At 58.4% G+C, this 18,283-nt stretch carries 15 protein-coding genes and 1 pseudogene; 3 read left to right on the forward strand and 13 right to left on the reverse strand.

Features of this window, described 5'->3' with window-relative positions; all coding sequences use genetic code 11:
• From OOF89_RS13220 to OOF89_RS13250, 7 genes and pseudogenes are all read right to left on the reverse strand, one after another.
• A complete protein-coding gene (locus tag OOF89_RS13220) occupies nt 1-1,107 on the reverse strand; it encodes a phosphotransacetylase family protein (protein WP_266076952.1) in 1,107 nt (368 codons plus the stop codon).
• A complete protein-coding gene (locus OOF89_RS13225) occupies nt 1,104-3,206 on the reverse strand; it encodes an acetate--CoA ligase family protein (RefSeq protein WP_266076954.1) in 2,103 nt (700 codons plus the stop codon). Before OOF89_RS13225 ends, OOF89_RS13220 begins: the two co-directional genes overlap by 4 nt.
• Nucleotides 3,207-3,266: 60 nt before the next feature.
• A pseudogene (locus OOF89_RS13230) lies at nt 3,267-3,506 on the reverse strand (DUF123 domain-containing protein); the annotation flags it as partial.
• Nucleotides 3,472-3,708: a DUF4149 domain-containing protein gene (locus tag OOF89_RS13235; RefSeq protein ID WP_328517179.1), complete on the reverse strand. Its 237-nt coding sequence runs from the start codon at nt 3,706-3,708 to the stop codon at nt 3,472-3,474. The pseudogene OOF89_RS13230 and the gene OOF89_RS13235, both read right to left, overlap by 35 nt.
• A 48-nt stretch (nt 3,709-3,756) precedes the next feature.
• Nucleotides 3,757-4,236, reverse strand: coding sequence for a YbaK/EbsC family protein (locus OOF89_RS13240; protein WP_266076956.1), 480 nt, complete (start codon nt 4,234-4,236; stop codon nt 3,757-3,759).
• 88 nt (nt 4,237-4,324) lie between these two features.
• Entirely contained in the window at nt 4,325-6,778 is a 2,454-nt protein-coding gene (locus tag OOF89_RS13245; RefSeq protein ID WP_266076959.1) for a methyl-accepting chemotaxis protein, read from the reverse strand.
• Nucleotides 6,778-8,016 carry an ABC transporter substrate-binding protein gene (locus OOF89_RS13250; RefSeq protein WP_266076961.1) on the reverse strand — a complete coding sequence of 413 codons (1,239 nt, stop codon included), beginning with the start codon at nt 8,014-8,016 and terminating at the stop codon, nt 6,778-6,780. Before OOF89_RS13250 ends, OOF89_RS13245 begins: the two co-directional genes overlap by 1 nt.
• Nucleotides 8,017-8,377: 361 nt before the next feature.
• On the opposite strand from OOF89_RS13250, the gene OOF89_RS13255 reads away from it, so the two are divergent.
• The gene (locus tag OOF89_RS13255) at nt 8,378-8,752 is read left to right on the forward strand and encodes a secondary thiamine-phosphate synthase enzyme YjbQ (RefSeq protein WP_266076964.1); all 375 of its coding nucleotides are present in this window, start codon (nt 8,378-8,380) and stop codon (nt 8,750-8,752) included.
• On the opposite strand, the gene OOF89_RS13260 is transcribed toward OOF89_RS13255, so the two are convergent.
• The 6 genes from OOF89_RS13260 to OOF89_RS13285 all read right to left on the reverse strand — a co-directional run bounded on the left by OOF89_RS13260 (nt 8,745) and on the right by OOF89_RS13285 (nt 16,591).
• Nucleotides 8,745-9,038, reverse strand: coding sequence for a hypothetical protein (locus OOF89_RS13260; RefSeq protein ID WP_266076967.1), 294 nt, complete (start codon nt 9,036-9,038; stop codon nt 8,745-8,747). The genes OOF89_RS13255 and OOF89_RS13260 overlap by 8 nt on opposite strands.
• Before the next feature lie 94 nt (nt 9,039-9,132).
• Entirely contained in the window at nt 9,133-10,692 is a 1,560-nt protein-coding gene (locus OOF89_RS13265) for a uracil-xanthine permease family protein (protein WP_266076970.1), read from the reverse strand.
• Between the two features lie 77 nt (nt 10,693-10,769).
• Nucleotides 10,770-11,729, reverse strand: coding sequence for a carbohydrate kinase family protein (locus OOF89_RS13270; protein ID WP_266076972.1), 960 nt, complete (start codon nt 11,727-11,729; stop codon nt 10,770-10,772).
• 185 nt (nt 11,730-11,914) lie between these two features.
• Nucleotides 11,915-12,703: a sugar phosphate isomerase/epimerase family protein gene (locus OOF89_RS13275; protein ID WP_266076974.1), complete on the reverse strand. Its 789-nt coding sequence runs from the start codon at nt 12,701-12,703 to the stop codon at nt 11,915-11,917.
• A gap of 77 nt (nt 12,704-12,780) precedes the next feature.
• On the reverse strand, nt 12,781-13,995 hold the full coding sequence (locus OOF89_RS13280) for a Cdc6/Cdc18 family protein (RefSeq protein WP_266076976.1): 1,215 nt from the start codon (nt 13,993-13,995) through the stop codon (nt 12,781-12,783).
• A 1,165-nt stretch (nt 13,996-15,160) separates the two neighbouring features.
• Complete coding sequence (locus tag OOF89_RS13285; protein WP_266076978.1) at nt 15,161-16,591, reverse strand: aldehyde dehydrogenase family protein; 1,431 nt, start codon at nt 16,589-16,591, stop codon at nt 15,161-15,163.
• Between the two features lie 239 nt (nt 16,592-16,830).
• Between OOF89_RS13285 and dpsA the strand changes: the two genes are divergently transcribed.
• Both dpsA and OOF89_RS13295 read left to right on the forward strand, forming a co-directional pair.
• A complete protein-coding gene (gene dpsA, locus OOF89_RS13290) occupies nt 16,831-17,367 on the forward strand; it encodes a DNA starvation/stationary phase protection protein DpsA (RefSeq protein WP_266076980.1) in 537 nt (178 codons plus the stop codon).
• A gap of 231 nt (nt 17,368-17,598) precedes the next feature.
• Complete coding sequence (locus OOF89_RS13295; protein WP_266076983.1) at nt 17,599-18,279, forward strand: hypothetical protein; 681 nt, start codon at nt 17,599-17,601, stop codon at nt 18,277-18,279.
• Nucleotides 18,280-18,283: the final 4 nt, after the last annotated feature.

An 18,283-nucleotide genomic window follows, 5' to 3' on the forward strand; every position in this document is an offset into this window, starting at 1 on the left:
TTACTCTCCGCTTTTTCCGCTTTCTTCGGGTTCCGTCGAATCGCTGTCCGCGTCGTCGAGCAGTGCATCCACATCGGCGTGGTCGTGAAGCAGTCTCCGCATATGTTCGACCGTCTCTTCGTCACGGGTTCGGCCGCTGCGAACCACGTCCTCCGCGCGTTCGATGGCTGTCAACGTGTCGCCCTGCACGAGCAGGATTGGGACATCCTTCTCCTCCGCCTTTCCGATAACCGCTCCGGGAGGGCGGAATCCACCGGTCAGAATCAGACATTTTACGCCGGGTGCTTCCAGCGCGACGGTCTGCAAATCCGGACGGTCGCCGCCGGTGACCAGGGCTGCGTCTTTCGTCCGGCGGAGGTGATGAAGCGCCTTGTCGCCGCTCATTGCGCCGACGAGGAAGCGTTCCACGAAGGCGTCCGTATCGGCCCCCGTCAGCACGTCGGCGTTCAGTTCGGTAGCTAACTGCCCCACCGTCACGCCCGCCAGTTCCCGTCGGCGCGGAACGACGCCGAGAACCGGAATACCCCGTCCTTCGAGGAACGGAATCACGTCGGTATCCAAGGGGTCGAAGTTCGCGTTCTCGACGGCGTTGAACAGCACGCCATCGAGTCGGTCGCCCACGTCGGTAACCGCGGCGAGCAGGTCGTCAACGTCGCTTCCATTTCGATATCGCGAGATGAGCAGTACCGACGCATCCAGTAGTTCAGCCACGTCAGGGTCGGTGAGTTCGACGATTCCGCCGGTGGTGAGTTCACCGCCGCCTTCGACCACCATCAAATCGTGCCCCTTGGCCAACGAGTCGAAACTTTCGCGGATCTGTTCGCGGAGTTCGTCCGGATCCTCGCGGCCTCGAATCGCTTGCTGAATGAACGTCGGCGAGTAGACGATGGGTTCGAGTTCGTGCATCTCCGCATCCAACCCGAGTAGTTCGCGGGCCAGCATCGGGTCTTCGTCCAATGTCTTGCCGACGTTGCTCTGGAGCCGGGTCCCCTTCGGTTTCATGTAGCCCACCGACAGTCCCCGCTCCTGTGCGAGTCGCGCCAGAGCGAGGGCGACGGCAGTCTTGCCTGTGCTTTCTTCGGTTGCAGTAACGAGTATCGTGTTCATAGTTCGTCGGTGTCCACGGTCAGTCGAATGTCGATAGCTTGCACGCCGTCGGGCGTAGCAACGAGGGGGTTGACGTCCAGTTCCAGAATCGCTGGAAAGTCCGTAACCAGTTGTGAGAGTCGTTGGATGCTTTCGACGATGCTCTCGACGTCCGCGGGGTCACGTCCTCGCGCTCCGCGAAGCAGCGGTGCGGTTTCGATGTCGTTCACCATCTCCCGGGCCTCGCGTTCGCTCACGGGTGCGACTCGGAACGTCGTGTCCTCGATGATTTCCACGAAGATGCCACCCAGACCGAACAGCAGGAGCGGTCCGAACTGCGGGTCACGGTTCATCCCGATAATGGTCTCCGTACCCGAATCGAGGTCCACCATCTCCTGCACCTGCACGCCGAGAATCGTCGCGTCCGGTTGGTAGTTCCTCGCCCGGGTCACCAAGTCTTCGTAAGCGTCGTACACCTCCTCGTTCGGAACGCCCACTTTTACGCCGCCGATATCTGATTTGTGGAGGATGTCTGGGCTGACGATTTTCATCACGACATCACCATCGATATCCTGTGCGGCAGCCACCGCGTCTTCCGGTGCGTCCGCGATGGTACCTTCGGGCGTGGGTATTCCGTATGCTGAAAGTAGATCCATCGCCTCCACGCCGAGTCGGTTGTCACCACGCTCCTTCGCACGAGAAAGGATTTCATTTGCGCGCTCGGTATCCACTTCGAACCGGGTCGGTTCCTCGTACTCGCGTCCGCTGATGTCCCGATACGTGGCAAGAGCCTCCAGGCTTCGCACCGCACGGGCCGGGTCGAAGTAGTTCGGAATCCCGTCCTCGCGCAGGATTTCCTTCGCGTCCGCAGTTCGTTCGCCCCCCATCATCGCTGATGCGACCGGTTTTCCGTGCTTCACCTGCAGGTCAGCGATTACCTCGGCGAGTTCCCGGTAATCGAGCACCGCGGTTGGTGCCGACAGCACGACTGCGCAGCCGACGGTATCGTCGGCAAGCGCGAGGTCGATTGCCTCCGCGAAGCGGTCGATGTCAGCGTCTCCAATCGTGTCGATCGGATTGTAGATGTTCGCCTCCTCGGGCATGGCGTCGGAGAGTTCGGACAGCGTTTCCTCCGAAAAGGAGGCGAGCGAGAGGTTCGAATCGCCTACCGCGTCGGTCGTCATCACGCCCGGTCCCCCCGCGTTCGTGACGATTGCCACGTCGTCGCGTTCGGGAAGCGGTTGCCCCGCCAGAATCTGGGCGAAGTCGAACAGTTCTTCGACGTTGTCCACCCGAAGGACGCCCGCCTGTTCGAGTCCGGCTTCGTAGGCCCGGTCGCTTCCCGCCAAGGTTCCGGTGTGCGACGAAACGGCCTGCGCTCCAGCGTCGGTTCGTCCGGATTTGACCATCACGATCGGCGTGTTGCTGGTCGCCTCGCGAGCGGACGAGATGAACTCACCGCCGTCCTCGACGCCTTCGAGATACGCCAGAATGACGTCCGTGTCGGGGTCGTCGCCCCACGCCCGGACGAAATCGGTTTCGTCCAACACGGCTTTGTTGCCGAGCGAGACGACGTCTTTGAAGCCGAGTCCCTCGTCGTTGGCCCAGTCGAGGACGGCGGTGATGAACGCCCCCGACTGGCTCATAAACGACATCGACCCCGACAGGGCGTTCTCCGGTCCGAACGTCGCGTTCAAACCGAGAGGGGTGCTCATCACCCCGAGGCTGTTCGGGCCGACGAGGTTGATGGTATACTCCTCAGCCACCTCCTGTAACTCCCGTTCTCGCTCGGCACCGTCGCTCCCGGTCTCGCCGAACCCGGCGGTGATGACGACGACGTTTTGCACGCCCGCCTCGCCCGCGTCGCGAACTACATCGACCGCGATGTGGGGCGGAACGACCACCACCGCGAGGTCTACGTCCGGCGCGGACGCGAGGTCCGGGTAGCAATCCAGCCCGAACACGTCGTCGTAGTTCGGGTTCACCGGCACCGTCTCCCCGTCGAAGTCCTCGCGTAGGTTCGTCACGATAGCACGACCGATGGAACCCTCGCTTTCCGTCGCGCCGACGACTGCGACACGCGACGGCGAGAAAAGGTTCGAAAGTACGCGGTCACCCATCGCTTGAGAATCCGTCGGCAACGGGATTAAAAGTAGTGTCCGCCGTCCCGCTCGTGATGGTCAGTGTTCTGCCATCTTATGCGCGTCGCGAACTGCCGATTCGAGTGCGTCTTTTTCGAGTGCGAAATGGAGATGCGTAGCACAGTCGCAGTCCGACGCCCCGATTCCCGAGATCCGCTGCACTTCCGTATCGAGTGTTTGAGCGACCTTACACTCGACGTCGTTCCTGGCGGTTCGGACGTCGTCAGCCAATCGTGATTCGGAACTACCCAACAGATAATCGATGTGCCAGTGTCGAGCGTCGTTTTCCCCGGACGCGACTCGCGCGTGGCGTGCAACGCGCGAGAAACCGCCCTGCCCGGTTCACCACCGGTCCGGCATCGGTGTCCAACACGTCGAACGTCGTCGGCGCGCCGATGAACGAGAAGAACACCATTGCCCCGAGCCACATTCCGAGGCTAACGTCCAGAACCACCAGCAATCCGGTTTCGAGGAGAGTCATGGCGAAAATTTGTGACGGGGTGAAAATCGGTGTTTCGCTTGCTCTTTCTCACTCGCTCACGTCGGCAACCGTCGCTCCCGACAACTCGCCCAACTTCTCGGGCATGATCGGGAAGACGGCCTGTGGCGTTCCCGCCGCCGCCCACACCGTTTCGAACTCCGTGAGCGTCTCGTCCAGATAGACGGGCAGGTCGGTGTCGTGGCAGAACGGCGGCACGCCGCCAATCGACCACCCGACTGTTTTCCGAATCTCGTCGGCGTCGGCCATCCCGACGTTGGTTTCAGGGAGGTCGCGCAACGTCGCGAGTTTTTCTTCGCTCACTCGGTTCCCGCCGCTGGTGACGACCACGACGAGGTCATCTTCAGCGGTACGAAAGACGAGACTGCTGGCGATTTGATCCACGTCACAACCGATCGCATTTGCGGCGTCCTCTGCGGTTTTCGTCCCTTCGGGAAACTCGTGAACGTCCACGTCGAAGCCGAACTCGTTTTGGGCGCGCTCTTCGAACTCGCTGGCTCGTTCGTGCATAACAGAAGTGTCGTTCGGAACCTCAAATCGATGGTGGTGGCGGTAATCCAAAACCGCTGTCGCGTCGGAGAAGAGTAAAGAGCCGGTACTACAGCATATCGTCCGAATCGTCCGCATCCTCGCGACGACTGACTTCGAAGTCGTCAACCGTTGCTGCAAGCGACTCGGCTTGTCGGGCGAGCGATTCGGCACTCTGGGATACCTCACCGAGGGAAGCGGTCTGTTCCTCGGCCGCGGCCGCAACATCCTCAGCCTCTTCCGCAGTTTCGTCGCCGATTCGGCTCACGTCGTCTACCATGGCGACGACCTCCTCGGTCGTCGCCGCCTGCTCGTCCGTCACCTCGTTGATTTCTTCGACGCCAACGCTCGTCTCCTCTACGTTGTTCACGATCGCTTCCAGCGACTCCAGCGCCTCGTGAACGGTCACGACACCATCTTCGACGGCATCGTGCGTCTTCCGGATGTCCTCGACCGTCACTTCGGCCCGCGTACGAACCGTTTCGATGCGCTGTTCGATATCGCCAACCGCCTCTTTCGTTTCGTTGGCGAGTTCCTTCACTTCGTTCGCAACGACTTCGAAGCCCTCGGTGGAGCCATCCGCGCTCGCCGCCTCGATATTCGCGTTCAGCGCGAGCATGTTCGTCTGATCGGCAATGGACCGAATCAGTTCGACCACGTCACCGATACGCACGATTTCCGACTCCAACTCTTCGATGTGTTCGACCGTCGTTTCGGTTCCCGATTCGATGGCCGCCATCTCCTCGATAGCCGCCTGAGCGGCTTCCCTGCCGTCCTGTCCGAGCGTCTCGGAGTGGCGCGCCGATTCGGCTACCTGATCAGCGGATGCCGCGATTTCCTCTATCGTTGCGGACAGTTCACTCATCTCCCCGGCAGTGTGTTCGAGACGCTCGGATTGTTCGACTGCCCCTTCGGACATCAACTGTGTCGATTCCGTCACCTGGCGACTCGCTCGTTCTATCTCGTCGGTGCTCGCCGTCACTTCCTGACTCGCTGCCGCGACGGTTTCCGCGAACTCGTGAACGTCGTGTATCGTCGCTTCGAGTTCGTCCATCATCTGGTTGAACTCGCGGGCGATGTCGGTCATCGGTTGTGTCGGGCTCTCGGTCGCCATTCGTCGAGTGAGGTCGCCGTCGGCAGCCTCGCCCATCACGGTGCTGAACTCGTTCGCCTTTCGCTGAAGCGCAGTGTTGAGCTGCTCGGCCTCCTGCCGTGCCTCAACCGCCTTCGCCTGCGACGCTTCCGCTTCCTTCTGCGCCGTTTCGGCTTCGGTGCGGGCCCGTTCGATGTCGGTCACCATCGTCCGGAGGTCGTGGCGCATCTCCTCCAACGTCTCGCCAAACTCGCCGGGGACTTCCTTTTCGAACACCGGTGCGTCGAACTCCTTTCTGGCAAGGGCGTCCGCCTGATCGGCAACCGTGTTCAGGTACTCGTGCATCGACTCGAACGAACCGAACAGCGTTCCCATTTCGTCCTCGCGTTTCGTTTGCGGGAGTTCGGCGTCGAGTCGTCCGGCGGAAATCTCGTCCGCCGTCTTCGAGACGGTTGCAAGCGACTGTGCGGTTCCCCGACCGATGGACAATCCAACGACGACGAGCATGAGCACCGCCATCGCCACGAGCACGCCGATGTTCTGTGTGACGTGCGTTTGCAGTGCGAACGCGGAATCGATCGGAACCTGATACAGCAGTACCCAGTCCGTCCCGATGACGGGCGTGTACGCCATAACGGCCGACTTGTCGTTCGCACCGGTCACTCGCTTGATGTCACTATTTCCGGAGAGACCATCCGCGATAGCCGCACTCGCGACGTTGCCATAGTCCGTCAAGACACGGGCGTTCTGATTGTCGAGAACCACGGTTCCGTCTCCATCGACGACGGTGATGTCGCCGGTCGCAATCGGGGACGAGAGGGCGTGCGAACGCTGTGTCAACGAAGTCGTCATGACGACGATCCGGTTCGGTTCGTCGGTCGGGGCGACGAACGCCGTCACCGGTTCTCCGTTCTCCTCGTATGGTTTCATCAGTTGGACGGAGTCCGAGCCGGAGAACGACAGCGATTCGTTCGCCCACGCGGCGTCGGTTTCGGAAGGTGTCGTTCCGACCAATTCATCGGTCGTACTGGCGAGCACCGTTCCGCTCCGTTTATCAATGTAGTGAATCGCCTGCACGTCGTTCGGAAGGTCGATGAGTTTCCGTTCGACGAGTGCCTGTCGTTGTGCGTCGGTCCGATTTGCGGATAGCGACTCCGCAAGGAAGCGAGTCGTCGAACGCTTCTTCGTGACCCATTTATGCAGTGCCTCCGCCTCGCCCTTCGCGGCGTTGTTTATCTCCATCCGGTTTTCGTCCTGCACGAGTTGCTTGGTGTCGAAGTGGATGTAGAAGCCGATCGCCGAGATGAGGACCAGTATCGTGAACAACACCGCTCCGAACTTCGCCGCATAGCTTCTCCTGATTCGCATCGGCAACGATCCCTCGATGCGTTCTCTGAACGAATCGCCCCCGGAGCCGTCCGGCTCGAACATCAGTCCATCCTCCCTTCGAAAAAGGACGCTCTGAGGAGTTCGAGTTCGGCAATCGTGGCCCCGTCCACTTGCCCGATGAGATACGCATTGAGCGGTTCGAGGTTCGCGTTCAGATCGACCGAACTCGATGCACCTTGATAGTTCACGTCCCGCCCAGCGTCGAGGAGCGTCGTGGCTCGCTCGAAGTCGTCGACCGAAACGGTCTGTCCCCGGCCGCCCGAGACGGAAACGAGATTGTCGCTAATCGCGGTTGCGGTCGCCGTTCCGGCCTGATGTATCGCGAGTGCCATCAGGAAAAGCCCGTCGTAGGCGTGTTGCGTGTAGGGTGCGAGTGGCGCGATGTCGCGGAGCTTCTGACGAAGTTCGATGGCACCAGTCGTGTTCGTGGCGGCCACCGAGGCACTGTACATCCCGTCGAGATGCGGGGGTATCTCGGTCGGAATAAGCCCCTCGCTCAGCACGTACTCACCTCCGTAGGAACTTTCCGTCAGACGTTCGAGTACGGTCGTATTTCCGGGTTCGCTGGCGAACGCCACCGCATCCGCTCCGGAGTTTACGATCTCTGCTACTTGCATCGAATACGTTTCCCGGTCCGTCGGGAACGGTACGGATGCAACTACATCGCCGGAAACGTTGGATTCGATGGTGTCCGCGAGTCCCTTCCCGAAACTGTTGTCCACGTACAGGGTGGCAACCGTATCTGCCCCCACGTAATGGTCGCTATTGAGTACTTTCGCCATCACGAGTGCTTGCTGGATATCGTTCGCCGCGGTTCGACCGAAAAACTTCGTCCCGCCGGACATTCCCGCGCTCGCGAGCGCTGGATGCGTGCTCGACGGGCTGACGGCGAACATGTCTTTTTTCGGAAGTTCATCCGCAAGCACCATCGAGATGTCAGTGACGACGGGGCCGACGAATCCAATCGCTCCCGCATCGGAAAGTGTTTGTAGCGCCTTCCGTGCCCGCTTCGGGTTGAGTTCCGTGTCCTCGACCATCAGTTCGATTTCACGTCCGAGCGGTCCACCCGCTCGATTCACGTCGGCGACTGCCTGTTCGACCGCTCGTTGGTGATGTTCGGCGACGGTTCCGAGGAAACCATCTACCGAAAGCGGAAGGACTGCACCGAGTTGAATCGGTGACCGACCGAGTCTGCCACCGAGACAACCGGCGAGCGCACCAGTTGCTGGGAGCGTGCTAGCGAGACGTAGATATCCGCGCCTCGACACATAAGTATTCATATATACTCATGGATAAGCAAATCGAGGTTAATCCTTTCGATTCACCTATCGATTGTGATAATCAGCAGGACGCTTGTTGGATTTTTGTCCCGTTTCTCGAGGACGATAGCTGTCTGTGGTAAATGATAGGTGAAATATATATTGTCAAAAAAACCGCTTCGAACCGACTCGATCGGTATCGAGAACAACTCGATTCACAGTTTTACCCTGCGTCTCTGATTTCCCCGCGAGGTCGAACGATCGAGAAGCTGGCGGGGCGTCCGTTTCGTGTTCCGCGAGGAACCGTGCGACGATTCGTTGTTCGCTCGTATCGTTGTACTTTCGAACCGATGATTTAGACCCTACGGGTCGAAGGTAGTGTATGGAATTCGAAGTCAGTACCACAGAACGCGTGGACGTCGTGGACATCACCGAACAGGTAAATAGACGAACGTACTCGAACGCCGAAACATGTACCGTTTTCGTCCCCCACACAACTGCCGGCGTGGTTATCAACGAAAACGAATCCCGCCTGCTCACCGACCTCGAAGACGCGCTTTCGACGCTCGTACCGAAGGAAAAGGGGTATCAACACGACGAACTGGACGACAACGCCGACGCACACCTCCGAGCGATGTTACTCGGGTCCCACGTCTCGATTCCGGTCGAATCCGGCGAGCTGGCGCTCGGGACGTGGCAATCGATTCTGTTCGTGGACTGTGACGGACCGCGAACTCGCCGCGTTCTCGTTAGGTGAGGCGTTTGCCGCAGTTCCGACACTCGACTTTCTTTTTGCCTGTGGCGGTTCGCTCGACCGAGAGCGAACCGCCGGAGTTACACTCCGGACAGACGCTCTTTCCGGTCTCGCTCGCCTGATGCTGCGCCATCCAACGCAGGTTTTTTTCGGCGCTGTGGAGGCGTTCTTTCGTCGCTTGGAGTTCGTCGCGGAGTGCTTCGACTTGCGATTGGAGTTCTCGCAAATCGTCGCTCGCGCGTGGGTCATCGGCGGTATCCGTCGTGGTCTCCGATTCGTTTGTCGTCATAGAAATCTATCCTTGTTTCGTGCTATCTCTACTCAATACGGGGGAGAACAAAAACGTGTGGGCAAAAATCCCGAGTCGGATGTGAATCGGACCGTCAGTCCGCCTTTGTCGGGTCGGAACCGCTACCGGAACCGAATCGTTCGACTGCGCTTTTGAAGTCGCCCTCGTCTTCCGTGATCGCATCCCACGCTTCGAGACCACGTTCCTTTCGAGTACCCGCCACCGTATTGTCGAGGACGAACGCGACGAGACCACCGACGGCCATTCCGGTTCCGAGGACGACGTACAGCGTGTGTGAAACGAGATCAGTTCCCAGCACCGGGCCGAGGACGGCAACGTTCGCCATCCCCTGCTGGAAGGCACCCGCATCGACGCCGCCGATGTACGCCGGAATCGAGAGCCCCGCGAACAGGGCGAACCCGACGATGAAGAGGTTCCGCTGGGAATCCAAGTCGATATATTTCAAGTTTGACAGACCGACGGCGGCGATCTGTCCGAACATAGCGATGAACAGGCCGCCGACGATCGGCGTTGGAATAGTTGCGACGAGTTGGCCGAAGTAGCCGACGAAGCCGACGACGAGCATGAGACCAGCACCGATTTGAACGACGTAACGCGAGGCCACGCCCGTCAGGCCGATCGCGCCGATGTTCTCCGAATAGGATGTCGAACCGTTTCCGGTACCCATGATTCCGGCGAAAACGCTAGCGATTCCCTCCATTCCGATCCCGTGATCGATTCGTTTTCTGCTCGGCGCACCGACACCCGACAACCGGGCGACGGCGTGATAGTCCCCGAAACTCTCTATCATCGAGGCGACGACCCCCGCAAACATGCCGATGATGTACGGGAGCGTGAACTTCGGCATCCCCCACTGCAGCGGCATCACTGGTTGAATCGGCTTCGCACTCGCTACCTGCCCGAGAGGCACGTACCCCGGCGTTCCGGGGGCGTAAAAGCCCGTCACCGACAGTACCGCGGCGATAGTCCACGCGGAAACGACGCCGATGAGAACGGGAAAGAGACGAAACGCGCGGTGGTTGTCGAGATACTGCGAAAAGAGGATTATGAGTCCAAGCGTGAGACCGACGAGCCACCAGTTCTGTTCGGGGGCAGGGGTTGCGAGATTCACATCGGTAATCTGTGGGACACCGAACAGTGACAACCCGATGAGCGCGATAGTGGGTGCGATGACGACCGGTGAGAGGTACTTTTTCAATCGGCCCATCAACCCCAAATAGCCGACCACCACCTCGACTGCAGCCGCCGCGATAACGGCTCCTTGTAGTTCGAGAAGGGTCGTTTGCCAGCCAGCACCGATGACACCGATGATGGCCAGCGCAGGTGCGAGCATCGAAAACGTCGCCCCCTGTACGATCGGATACCGGTTTCCGAACGTCGTCTGAGCCAATGTGGCGAGGCCGGAGACGACGAAGAACGTGCCGACGAACCGCGCCGTTTGCGCCTCCGGCATCCCCATCGCACCCGCCAATGCCAACGGAACGGCGATGTTCGCGCCGATCATCGTCAGGTAGTGCTGAAAACCGAGTAGAACCGACTCCCCGATCGGTGGTTTGTCTTCGATCCCGTACTCCACGAACGACGCTTCCTCGAGCGTCGCCTCCTCGTTCGTGTCTCCTGTCGTTCCTGTCATGCCTTCTCAGTCGCGGTCTGTTGTTCGGATACCTCGTAATAGCCTTAAAAGTGCCGTTACGAACTCCGCAGAGAATATTACGATTCTCGTAACTGAGTGACTGCCGGCCGGGTCGGAAGCGCGGTCATCGCGCCCGGTTCGGTCGTCGTCAAAGCAGCAACCGCATTGGCGAACGCGAGAACGTCGTCGAGCGGACGCCCCGAAGCGAGCGCCGCCAACGCACCCGCAGTGAACGCGTCTCCCGCACCTGTGGTGTCCGCAACTGAAACGTCGTAGGCATCGTGGCGTACGGACTGTTCGCCCCACGGCGCGTTCTCAGTCGCATGGGCGTACGCGCCGTCTCCACCGAGCGTAATCAGACAGGTGTGTGGTCCAGCACCGCAGACATCCTCGGCGAGGGTAGCCGGGTCTTCCGCGTCGAATCCGGCCATTTCGAGGTCGTCGGGCGTTGCTTTCACCACGTCGGAGAGTGTCAGCATCTCCGCAATCATGTTCGGAAATCCGTTTTCCGGCCAGAGTTCGGGCCGCGCATTCGGGTCGAAGACGACCGAACATCCCGCTCTTTTTGCGCGTTCCGCGAGGTCGAGCGTGGCCCGACGACCGGGATTTGAGGCCAACATCACACCACCCACGTATACCCAATCGACGTCGGCGAGCACGTCGTCCGGCACGCCACCGGGGCGGAGTCGAGTGTCCGCTGTCTCGTCACGATAGAACGTAAATTCGCGGTCGCCTGTCGAATCGTGGGTCACAAACGCGAGGGTCGTTTTCGCGTCCGTGTCGCGTTCGATGAACCGGTCGGGGAGCGACTTCGTGATGGTGTCTGCGAGAAAGTCACCGAAGGGGTCCGTGGCGATACGCGTCCAGAACCACGGTGTTTCGTCCAGTTTCGACAGCGCGACTGCGACGTTCGCGGGTGCGCCACCCGGTCTCCGTTCGAAGGTCGATACGTCGGAGAGAGAGCCAGGTTGTTCCGGCAGAAAATCTACAAGCGTTTCCCCCGAGACAAGGATTTTCGGCGTCGATGTATCGGTCACAGTTCCTTCGTGGGGAGGCCAATAGGAAAGGATTTGCTTACGCGACGTGGTTTGTCACGGTTTCGAAATAACCCTCGATTCGGCGAACATTGCAGAGAAACCCGGTTTTGTTCGCATTTCGCGGGTGGTGTTACGGTAAGCTCGCTGTGGTTACAATAGGGTCTCCATCTCAGCCGTGACGAACCCTACCTCCTTTCGATCCCTCGAAGCACTTCATCCAAATTCGCTTTGCTCGTCTCGATGTAGCCGTAATCGAGTGTGAATACTTCGAGTGAGAGTGTTCCTCCCCAGTCGTCCGGCAGGGCGGCGAAAATCGTGCGGAAATCGATAGTACCCGACCCGAAAGGAAGATGTTCGTCTTTCGCCCGTCGTGTATCGTTGAGGTGGAAATGCGAAATCCGGTCTCCGTGTCTGCCGACGAACGTCGCCATTCCTTCTGAGTCCACCCCATCGATTCGTGCGTGGCCCGTATCCAACGTCATCGAGGCCGCAGTTTCGTCAAAAATTCGGTCGAAGTCGTGAATCGTGAACCACCCACGCGGAATGTTCTCGACACAAATTTCGAATCCCCGTTTGCGGGCGAACTCATCGAGGATGCGTATCGATTCGACGATGTTCGACCCGACGGTTTCCGCGTTCCATGCTGGCTTCCACGCATTCGAACTCGCGTGGAGAACACCCTTCGTCGCTCCGAACTCGCTCGCCGTTTCGATGGCGGGCTGTATCTCTCGAATTGCTCCCTCCCGGACGTGTTCGAAGGGCGAACCGATATCGAGCGTAAACGGTAGGTGAACCGCGAGTTCGATGTCACACTCGCTTGCACGTGTCCTGACTGCATCAGGGTCGAGGTGTCGACGCTCAGTCGGTCCATCCATCATCAGTTCGACGTAATCAAAACCAAGGTCCGCCGCAACGTCGAACGCTTCCTCATACTCCATTCCGATCTGCGTGACGAATCCCACCTTCGCGTCCATATCCGTTGCTCATCGGGTGGCATGTTAGCTCTGATGGAGGCTCACATTTCGTGGCAGCAATCGAGTCCGATACGACGTCAGACGTAGCCTTTGACGCTCGTGTGAACACCCATTGCTTCGAGCGTTTCTTCGAGTGCATCGAGCACGACCGCCAAATCCTGCTGGAGAGCGTATTCGCGGTACTTTCCACCCGCGGAGCCTTCGTTGATTTCGGAAACCGAGAGGATACCGAGCATCGAGAGGTCATCGAGATGCTCCCGGAGCCACCGGGCGGTGAGTGCTTCACGCTGGGCTGCCTCCGAGAGTGCTTTGTATCGGGAGTAGATTTCGCGTGAGCGAGCTGGTGTTTCGCTCTCAGCCTCAAGCGTTGCGAGCGCGTAGACGACGAGACGTTCGTGGTCATTCAAGTCGGCGATTCCGCGGGCGACCTGCTCTCGCTCGAGGAGGTCGCGACCTCTACGAACGTGTTCTTCGGACACCTGTGCCGCGTTTTCCTCTCGTGCGAGGTCGCCCGCTTTTAGGAGCAAGTCGAGTGCTTTTCGCGCATCACCGGATTCCTGCGCGCCGAACGCCGCACAGAGAGGAATCACGTCGTCCGTCAGCACGTCGTCCTTGAACGCGACTTCCCTGCGCTGTTCGAGTACTGCACGGAGTTCGTTCGCGTCGTAAGTGGAAAAGGAAATCGAGCGCTCACAGAGCGACGAACGAACCTTCGGGGAAAGGCCGTCCCGGAACGTGAGGTCGTTACTGATGCCGATAAGGCCGATTCGGGCTTCGGTGAGGTTCTCGTTCTCTCGTGCACGGGAAAGTTGGTAGAGGATACTATCGTCTTTGAGGTGGTCGATTTCGTCCAGCACCAAGAGGATGATGCCGCCGTGACTGTCGAGTTCGTCCCACATAAGCTCGTAGACCTGCGACCGCGAATAGCCGGTTTCGCTGATGCGGTTCGCTGGGTCACGAAGGGTGTTTACCAGATGACTGGCGACACGATAGCTGGAGTTGAGACCATCGCAGTTGACGAGTTCCGTGAAGATATCGAGGTCGTCGTAGTCGTCGGCGTTGTGTTCGAGTTTGTTGAGGAGAAATCGTGTTGCAGCGGTCTTGCCGACACCGGCTTTTCCATAGAGAAAGATGTTGTCGGGTTGTTCACCGTAGATAGCTGGTTGCAGTGCACCGTGATATTCCGCTAGTTCGGAGTCCCGACCGACCAACGTGTCCGGAGTGTAATCGTCGAGCAGTGCCTCCCGATGTTTGTAGGGGGAGTGTTCGCGGACGAACTCGAATGAACCCATTACTCCACCGCAAACGGGGCGGATTGATAACCCTTCCGAACCACCCGTTCCTATGTTTCCTGAGTTTCGTGAGAATCGTCTGTTTTAGCTACTCAGGGTGTATGACGATGCTATCCGTGTTCTCATCGGTTTTATGCGGCAGTCGATTACGCCGAAAACCGATCGGAACCACCTGTTCCTATGTTTCGTTTGTTTCTTTTGACACGGTTGTTTAAGTACAACCCCCACCCCTCTGTTCCGCTGTATCAGCGAGAATGAGTACGGGGGGTGTAAGAGCCAGCTCTAGAATAGGAAGATTCAAGCCACCATCGATACAACAGTACCCGTAAACCAGGTATAATAGACTATTTCACCGAAATAGTCGCTGTATAATTCGCCTATCGGTCGTTTCTATCTTTCCTCCCCTCCCTCTTTCTGAAAATACAGCGGAACGAAGGGGTGGGGGTGGGTATAAAAACAACCGAGACACCGGAAACAACGGAATCCCACCCATTCCGAGAAATCCGTACGCCTATAGAGAACAACGGAACGATGAGGTCGGACAGAATCACCGTCCAAGCAGACAACACCGGGAACAAGCGAGATCGAGCAATCCAAAGACAGCGGAACGACGGTGTGTGCGATATGAGAAACAGTGTCCCGGAGGAAGGCGATTACGAAACCGTTCATCGATGGCGGGTGGACTGCTACTCCGCAAGACTTCTTGTTCTGTGGTTGCGTATCGCTCCCCGCATAATCGTCCAGCAGGTAATTTTACCCGACGGCAAACTCGTCCACGATCGACGCACGAATAACAGCGGAACGACGGGGTCTTTCGAAGGACTGATCATGCGGAAAACAACGGAACGGCGGGGTCCGAAAAACGAAGAAAACGGAGAAAACGGTGGAACGATGGGCTCAAACCGTCACACCCCCTTCTGCCGTGTGCATTTGGGACACCAAAATACAGCGGAACGGAGGGGTCTAACGCATACGTTGTCTGACACAGAGGAACGATGGGGGATCGACCTCGATGGACATTCGGATCGGGGTACGATAGAACAAACGCGAGAGAGTAATCGATGTGCAAAGCCCGTAGAGCGAGACTGGCAAATACTGATTGATCTAATGATAACTAACTAGACTGGTAACTAATCATAAATGACAAATAAGCGCGAACGATCGGTTAGAGGATGATGCTCTTTCGTCGGACCATTTCTTCGATCGTCAGGTGGAGGCCCTGCCGACCGATGCCTGAGTCTTTGTTGCCACCGAATGGGATGTCACCGAGTCCGTGACTCGGTGCGCCGTTGATTCGAACTGCTCCGGCGTCGAGTTTGTCGGCCATCCGACGCGCACGGTCGTAGTCCGCGGTGAACACCGCCGCATCGAGCGCCAAGTCGCCGCCGTTCGAGATATCGAGGGCTTCTTCCTCCGTCTCGAACGTGGTAACTGCCGCAACGGGGCCGAACTGCTCTTCGTGGATAATCCGGGCGTCGTGAGGGACGTTCGCTAACAGAGTCGGTTCGAAGAACTGACCGTCGCGCTCCCCGCCTCGAATCAGGTTCGCACCTTTTTCGACCGCATCTTCTACGAGTTCTTCGACCCAATCCGCCTGCTCTTCGCTGATAAGTGGCCCCATCTGTGTGTCTTCGTCGAAGAGGTCGCCCGCGGTCCAGCCATCCATCGTCGCATCGATCCGTTCGACGACCTCGTCGTGAACGGATTCGTGGGCGACGACACGACTCACGGCAGAACAACGTTGTCCAGCATACTTGAACGAACCTTTCGTGCAGGCCCCAGCAACGTCCGAGAGGTCGGCGTCGGGGAAGACCACGGCGGGTGCGTTCCCCCCGAGTTCCATGTGCAGATTCGCCATTCCACTTTTCCGTGCGACGTGCTTTCCCGCCGCACTGGAACCAGTCATCGTAATCATGTTCACGCGGTCGTCACCGACGAGGAGGTCACCGATTTCGCTCGCATTGCCGGGCGTGAAATTGAACGCACCGTCGGGAAGATCCATTTCTGAGATCACCTCGGCGAGAATGGCCGCACTCACCGGCGTTTTGCTCGCTGGTTTGAGAATGACGCAGTTCCCCGCCGCCAACGCGGGGGCTACCTCCAACGCGGTCGTTGAGAGGGGGTAATTATACGGCGTAATCGCCAAGATGGTTCCGATCGGCTCCGGCTTCACGATCGCTTCCCACCCTTCGTGTCCACGCGTCGTTCCTTCACGATACTCGCCGCGGAGGTCGTGTGCTTCCTCCGCAGCGCGGCGGAATCGCTCCGCGGCGCTCTCGACTTCACCACGGGCACTCGAGATCGGCTTGCCGGCTTCGCGGACGATAACCTCCGCCAACTCTTCTTTTCGCTCGAGAAGTCCGTCGGCGATGGTTTCCATCCATTCAGCACGTTGTGGTATCGTCGTCTCGCGCATCTCGGCCTGGGCACGCTGTGCAGTGGCAAGTGCTTCCTCGGCTTGTTCGGCATCAGCCGCGGCGACTTCGGCAAAAATACCGCCGTCTGCGAGATCGGTGACTTCGAGCTCGTTATCGGCATCCAACCACTCGCCGTCGATGTACAACTGCTCCCGACGATGGAGGCGTTTCTGTGTCATAGCTATCCCTTAGCACTCCGTCGGTAAATTATTTACTCACAACTGGATTAATGACTTTGGATTGCTTTTAGCACCTGATATGTCGAACGCTATCGTACCACAGTAAAAAATCCGATTCAGCGAATCGAATAACAGTGCCCTAAACGAGGACATCTGAACCGAACGGTGTTCGTCTCGAAGAGTTCGTTCCGAGCGAATATTTTTATGCCGGCCGCGGATGTACCGGATTTGGGGGTACGATGAGCCGACAGCAACAGGTCCGACAGCGGGCGGGAACCATCGAAAAGAACGCCATTCGATTGGATATCGACAAGGCAGAACTAGTTGTCGAAGCGTTGAACATCGATCTTGCAGCGATGTACGTTCTCTATCACCAACTTCGAAAACACCACTGGAACGGTAGCGGCCCACAGTATCGTGAACTCCATCTGTTCTGGGGGGAGGCCGCGGAAGAGGCGGAGTATTCGGCCGACGAAATTGCGGAACGAATTCAGGCACTCGGAGGCGTTCCGGTAAGTGGTCCGGCGATGCTCGAACACCACAGCCCGATTCCGTTCGAGGGGGAGGACGTCTACGACGCGCGTACGTCGATGAAAAACGATCTCGAAGCATACGGCGATATAATCGAGAGCGTCAGTAGTCATATCGACCTATCCGAAAGCGTCGGAGACCATGCCACCGGTGAGATACTCCGCGAGCGGCTCGTGAAACTGGAGGAGTTTGCACACGAAATGGACCACTTTCTCGCCCACGATTCACTCACGCTTTGGGAGTGAGTTGGGGATGTCGTTTGCCATACAGCCCGAAACGCGACTCTGGCCACAGTCGAAACACCATCCCCAATACGGCCTGAAGCATCGTAGCACTCTCCTTGGAGTTGTTTAGCGCTTTCCAGCTCCGCAAATTATTTCTCGTGATAATCCCGGTGAAACATTTATACTACATCACTCGAACGAAATACCAACTATCACATGGTTTCGAAGGGTTTCTTTCGAGGGTCTCGAGATTTGGTCGAGCGAAGTGATGGCCGATACAGGTTTTTCCATTATCGGGGCGAGCAGTGCCTCAGCGCATTGGTCAACGTTGGACGGGGTGTTGTTGCTCTTCGCTCACCGTCGCCCGAGCGAAAACTGGAGTACCTCGACGTACTGAGCGAAATCAACGATCAGTATTTGGAGGCCCGGTCCTTCGAACACGACGTTCGGGGGAAGTTTTATCGCTACGACGAGGAAGCCGAGAAACGGTTTCGGTTGACGGTCACCGAGGAACTCTCACGCTCCATCGAACAGCTCCATCGACTGCTGAGCGCTCACGACGGGCTTCTCGAATCGGTCCCCGATACCGGAAAACAAGCGTCGGACGGTACCCTCCATCGAGAAAAACGAGCGGCCGTTTCTCGATATACGAGTCACGCCGTTCGGGATGGTTGGTATCCGATAATCGAATCCTACGACCACTCGCTCGATCCTGGCGAACGAATCGCCGAGGGCAAACGACGGCGCCGTCAACGACTGCACGGGCAGCAGACGCTTCCTGGTATCGTCCATCTCCTCGACACACCGCTGTTCGAGCGGATAACAGGTGAGGATATTACCCGACTCAGAGAACTCGACCGGTTCGCTCCAATGGAGGAGCGACGTGTCGCCTCTCGTTTGACCAACCGACATCCGTGGCTACTGACCGACTGACATT

The organism is Haladaptatus caseinilyticus (genome assembly GCF_026248685.1).
Taxonomy (GTDB): Archaea; Halobacteriota; Halobacteria; order Halobacteriales; family Haladaptataceae; genus Haladaptatus; species Haladaptatus caseinilyticus.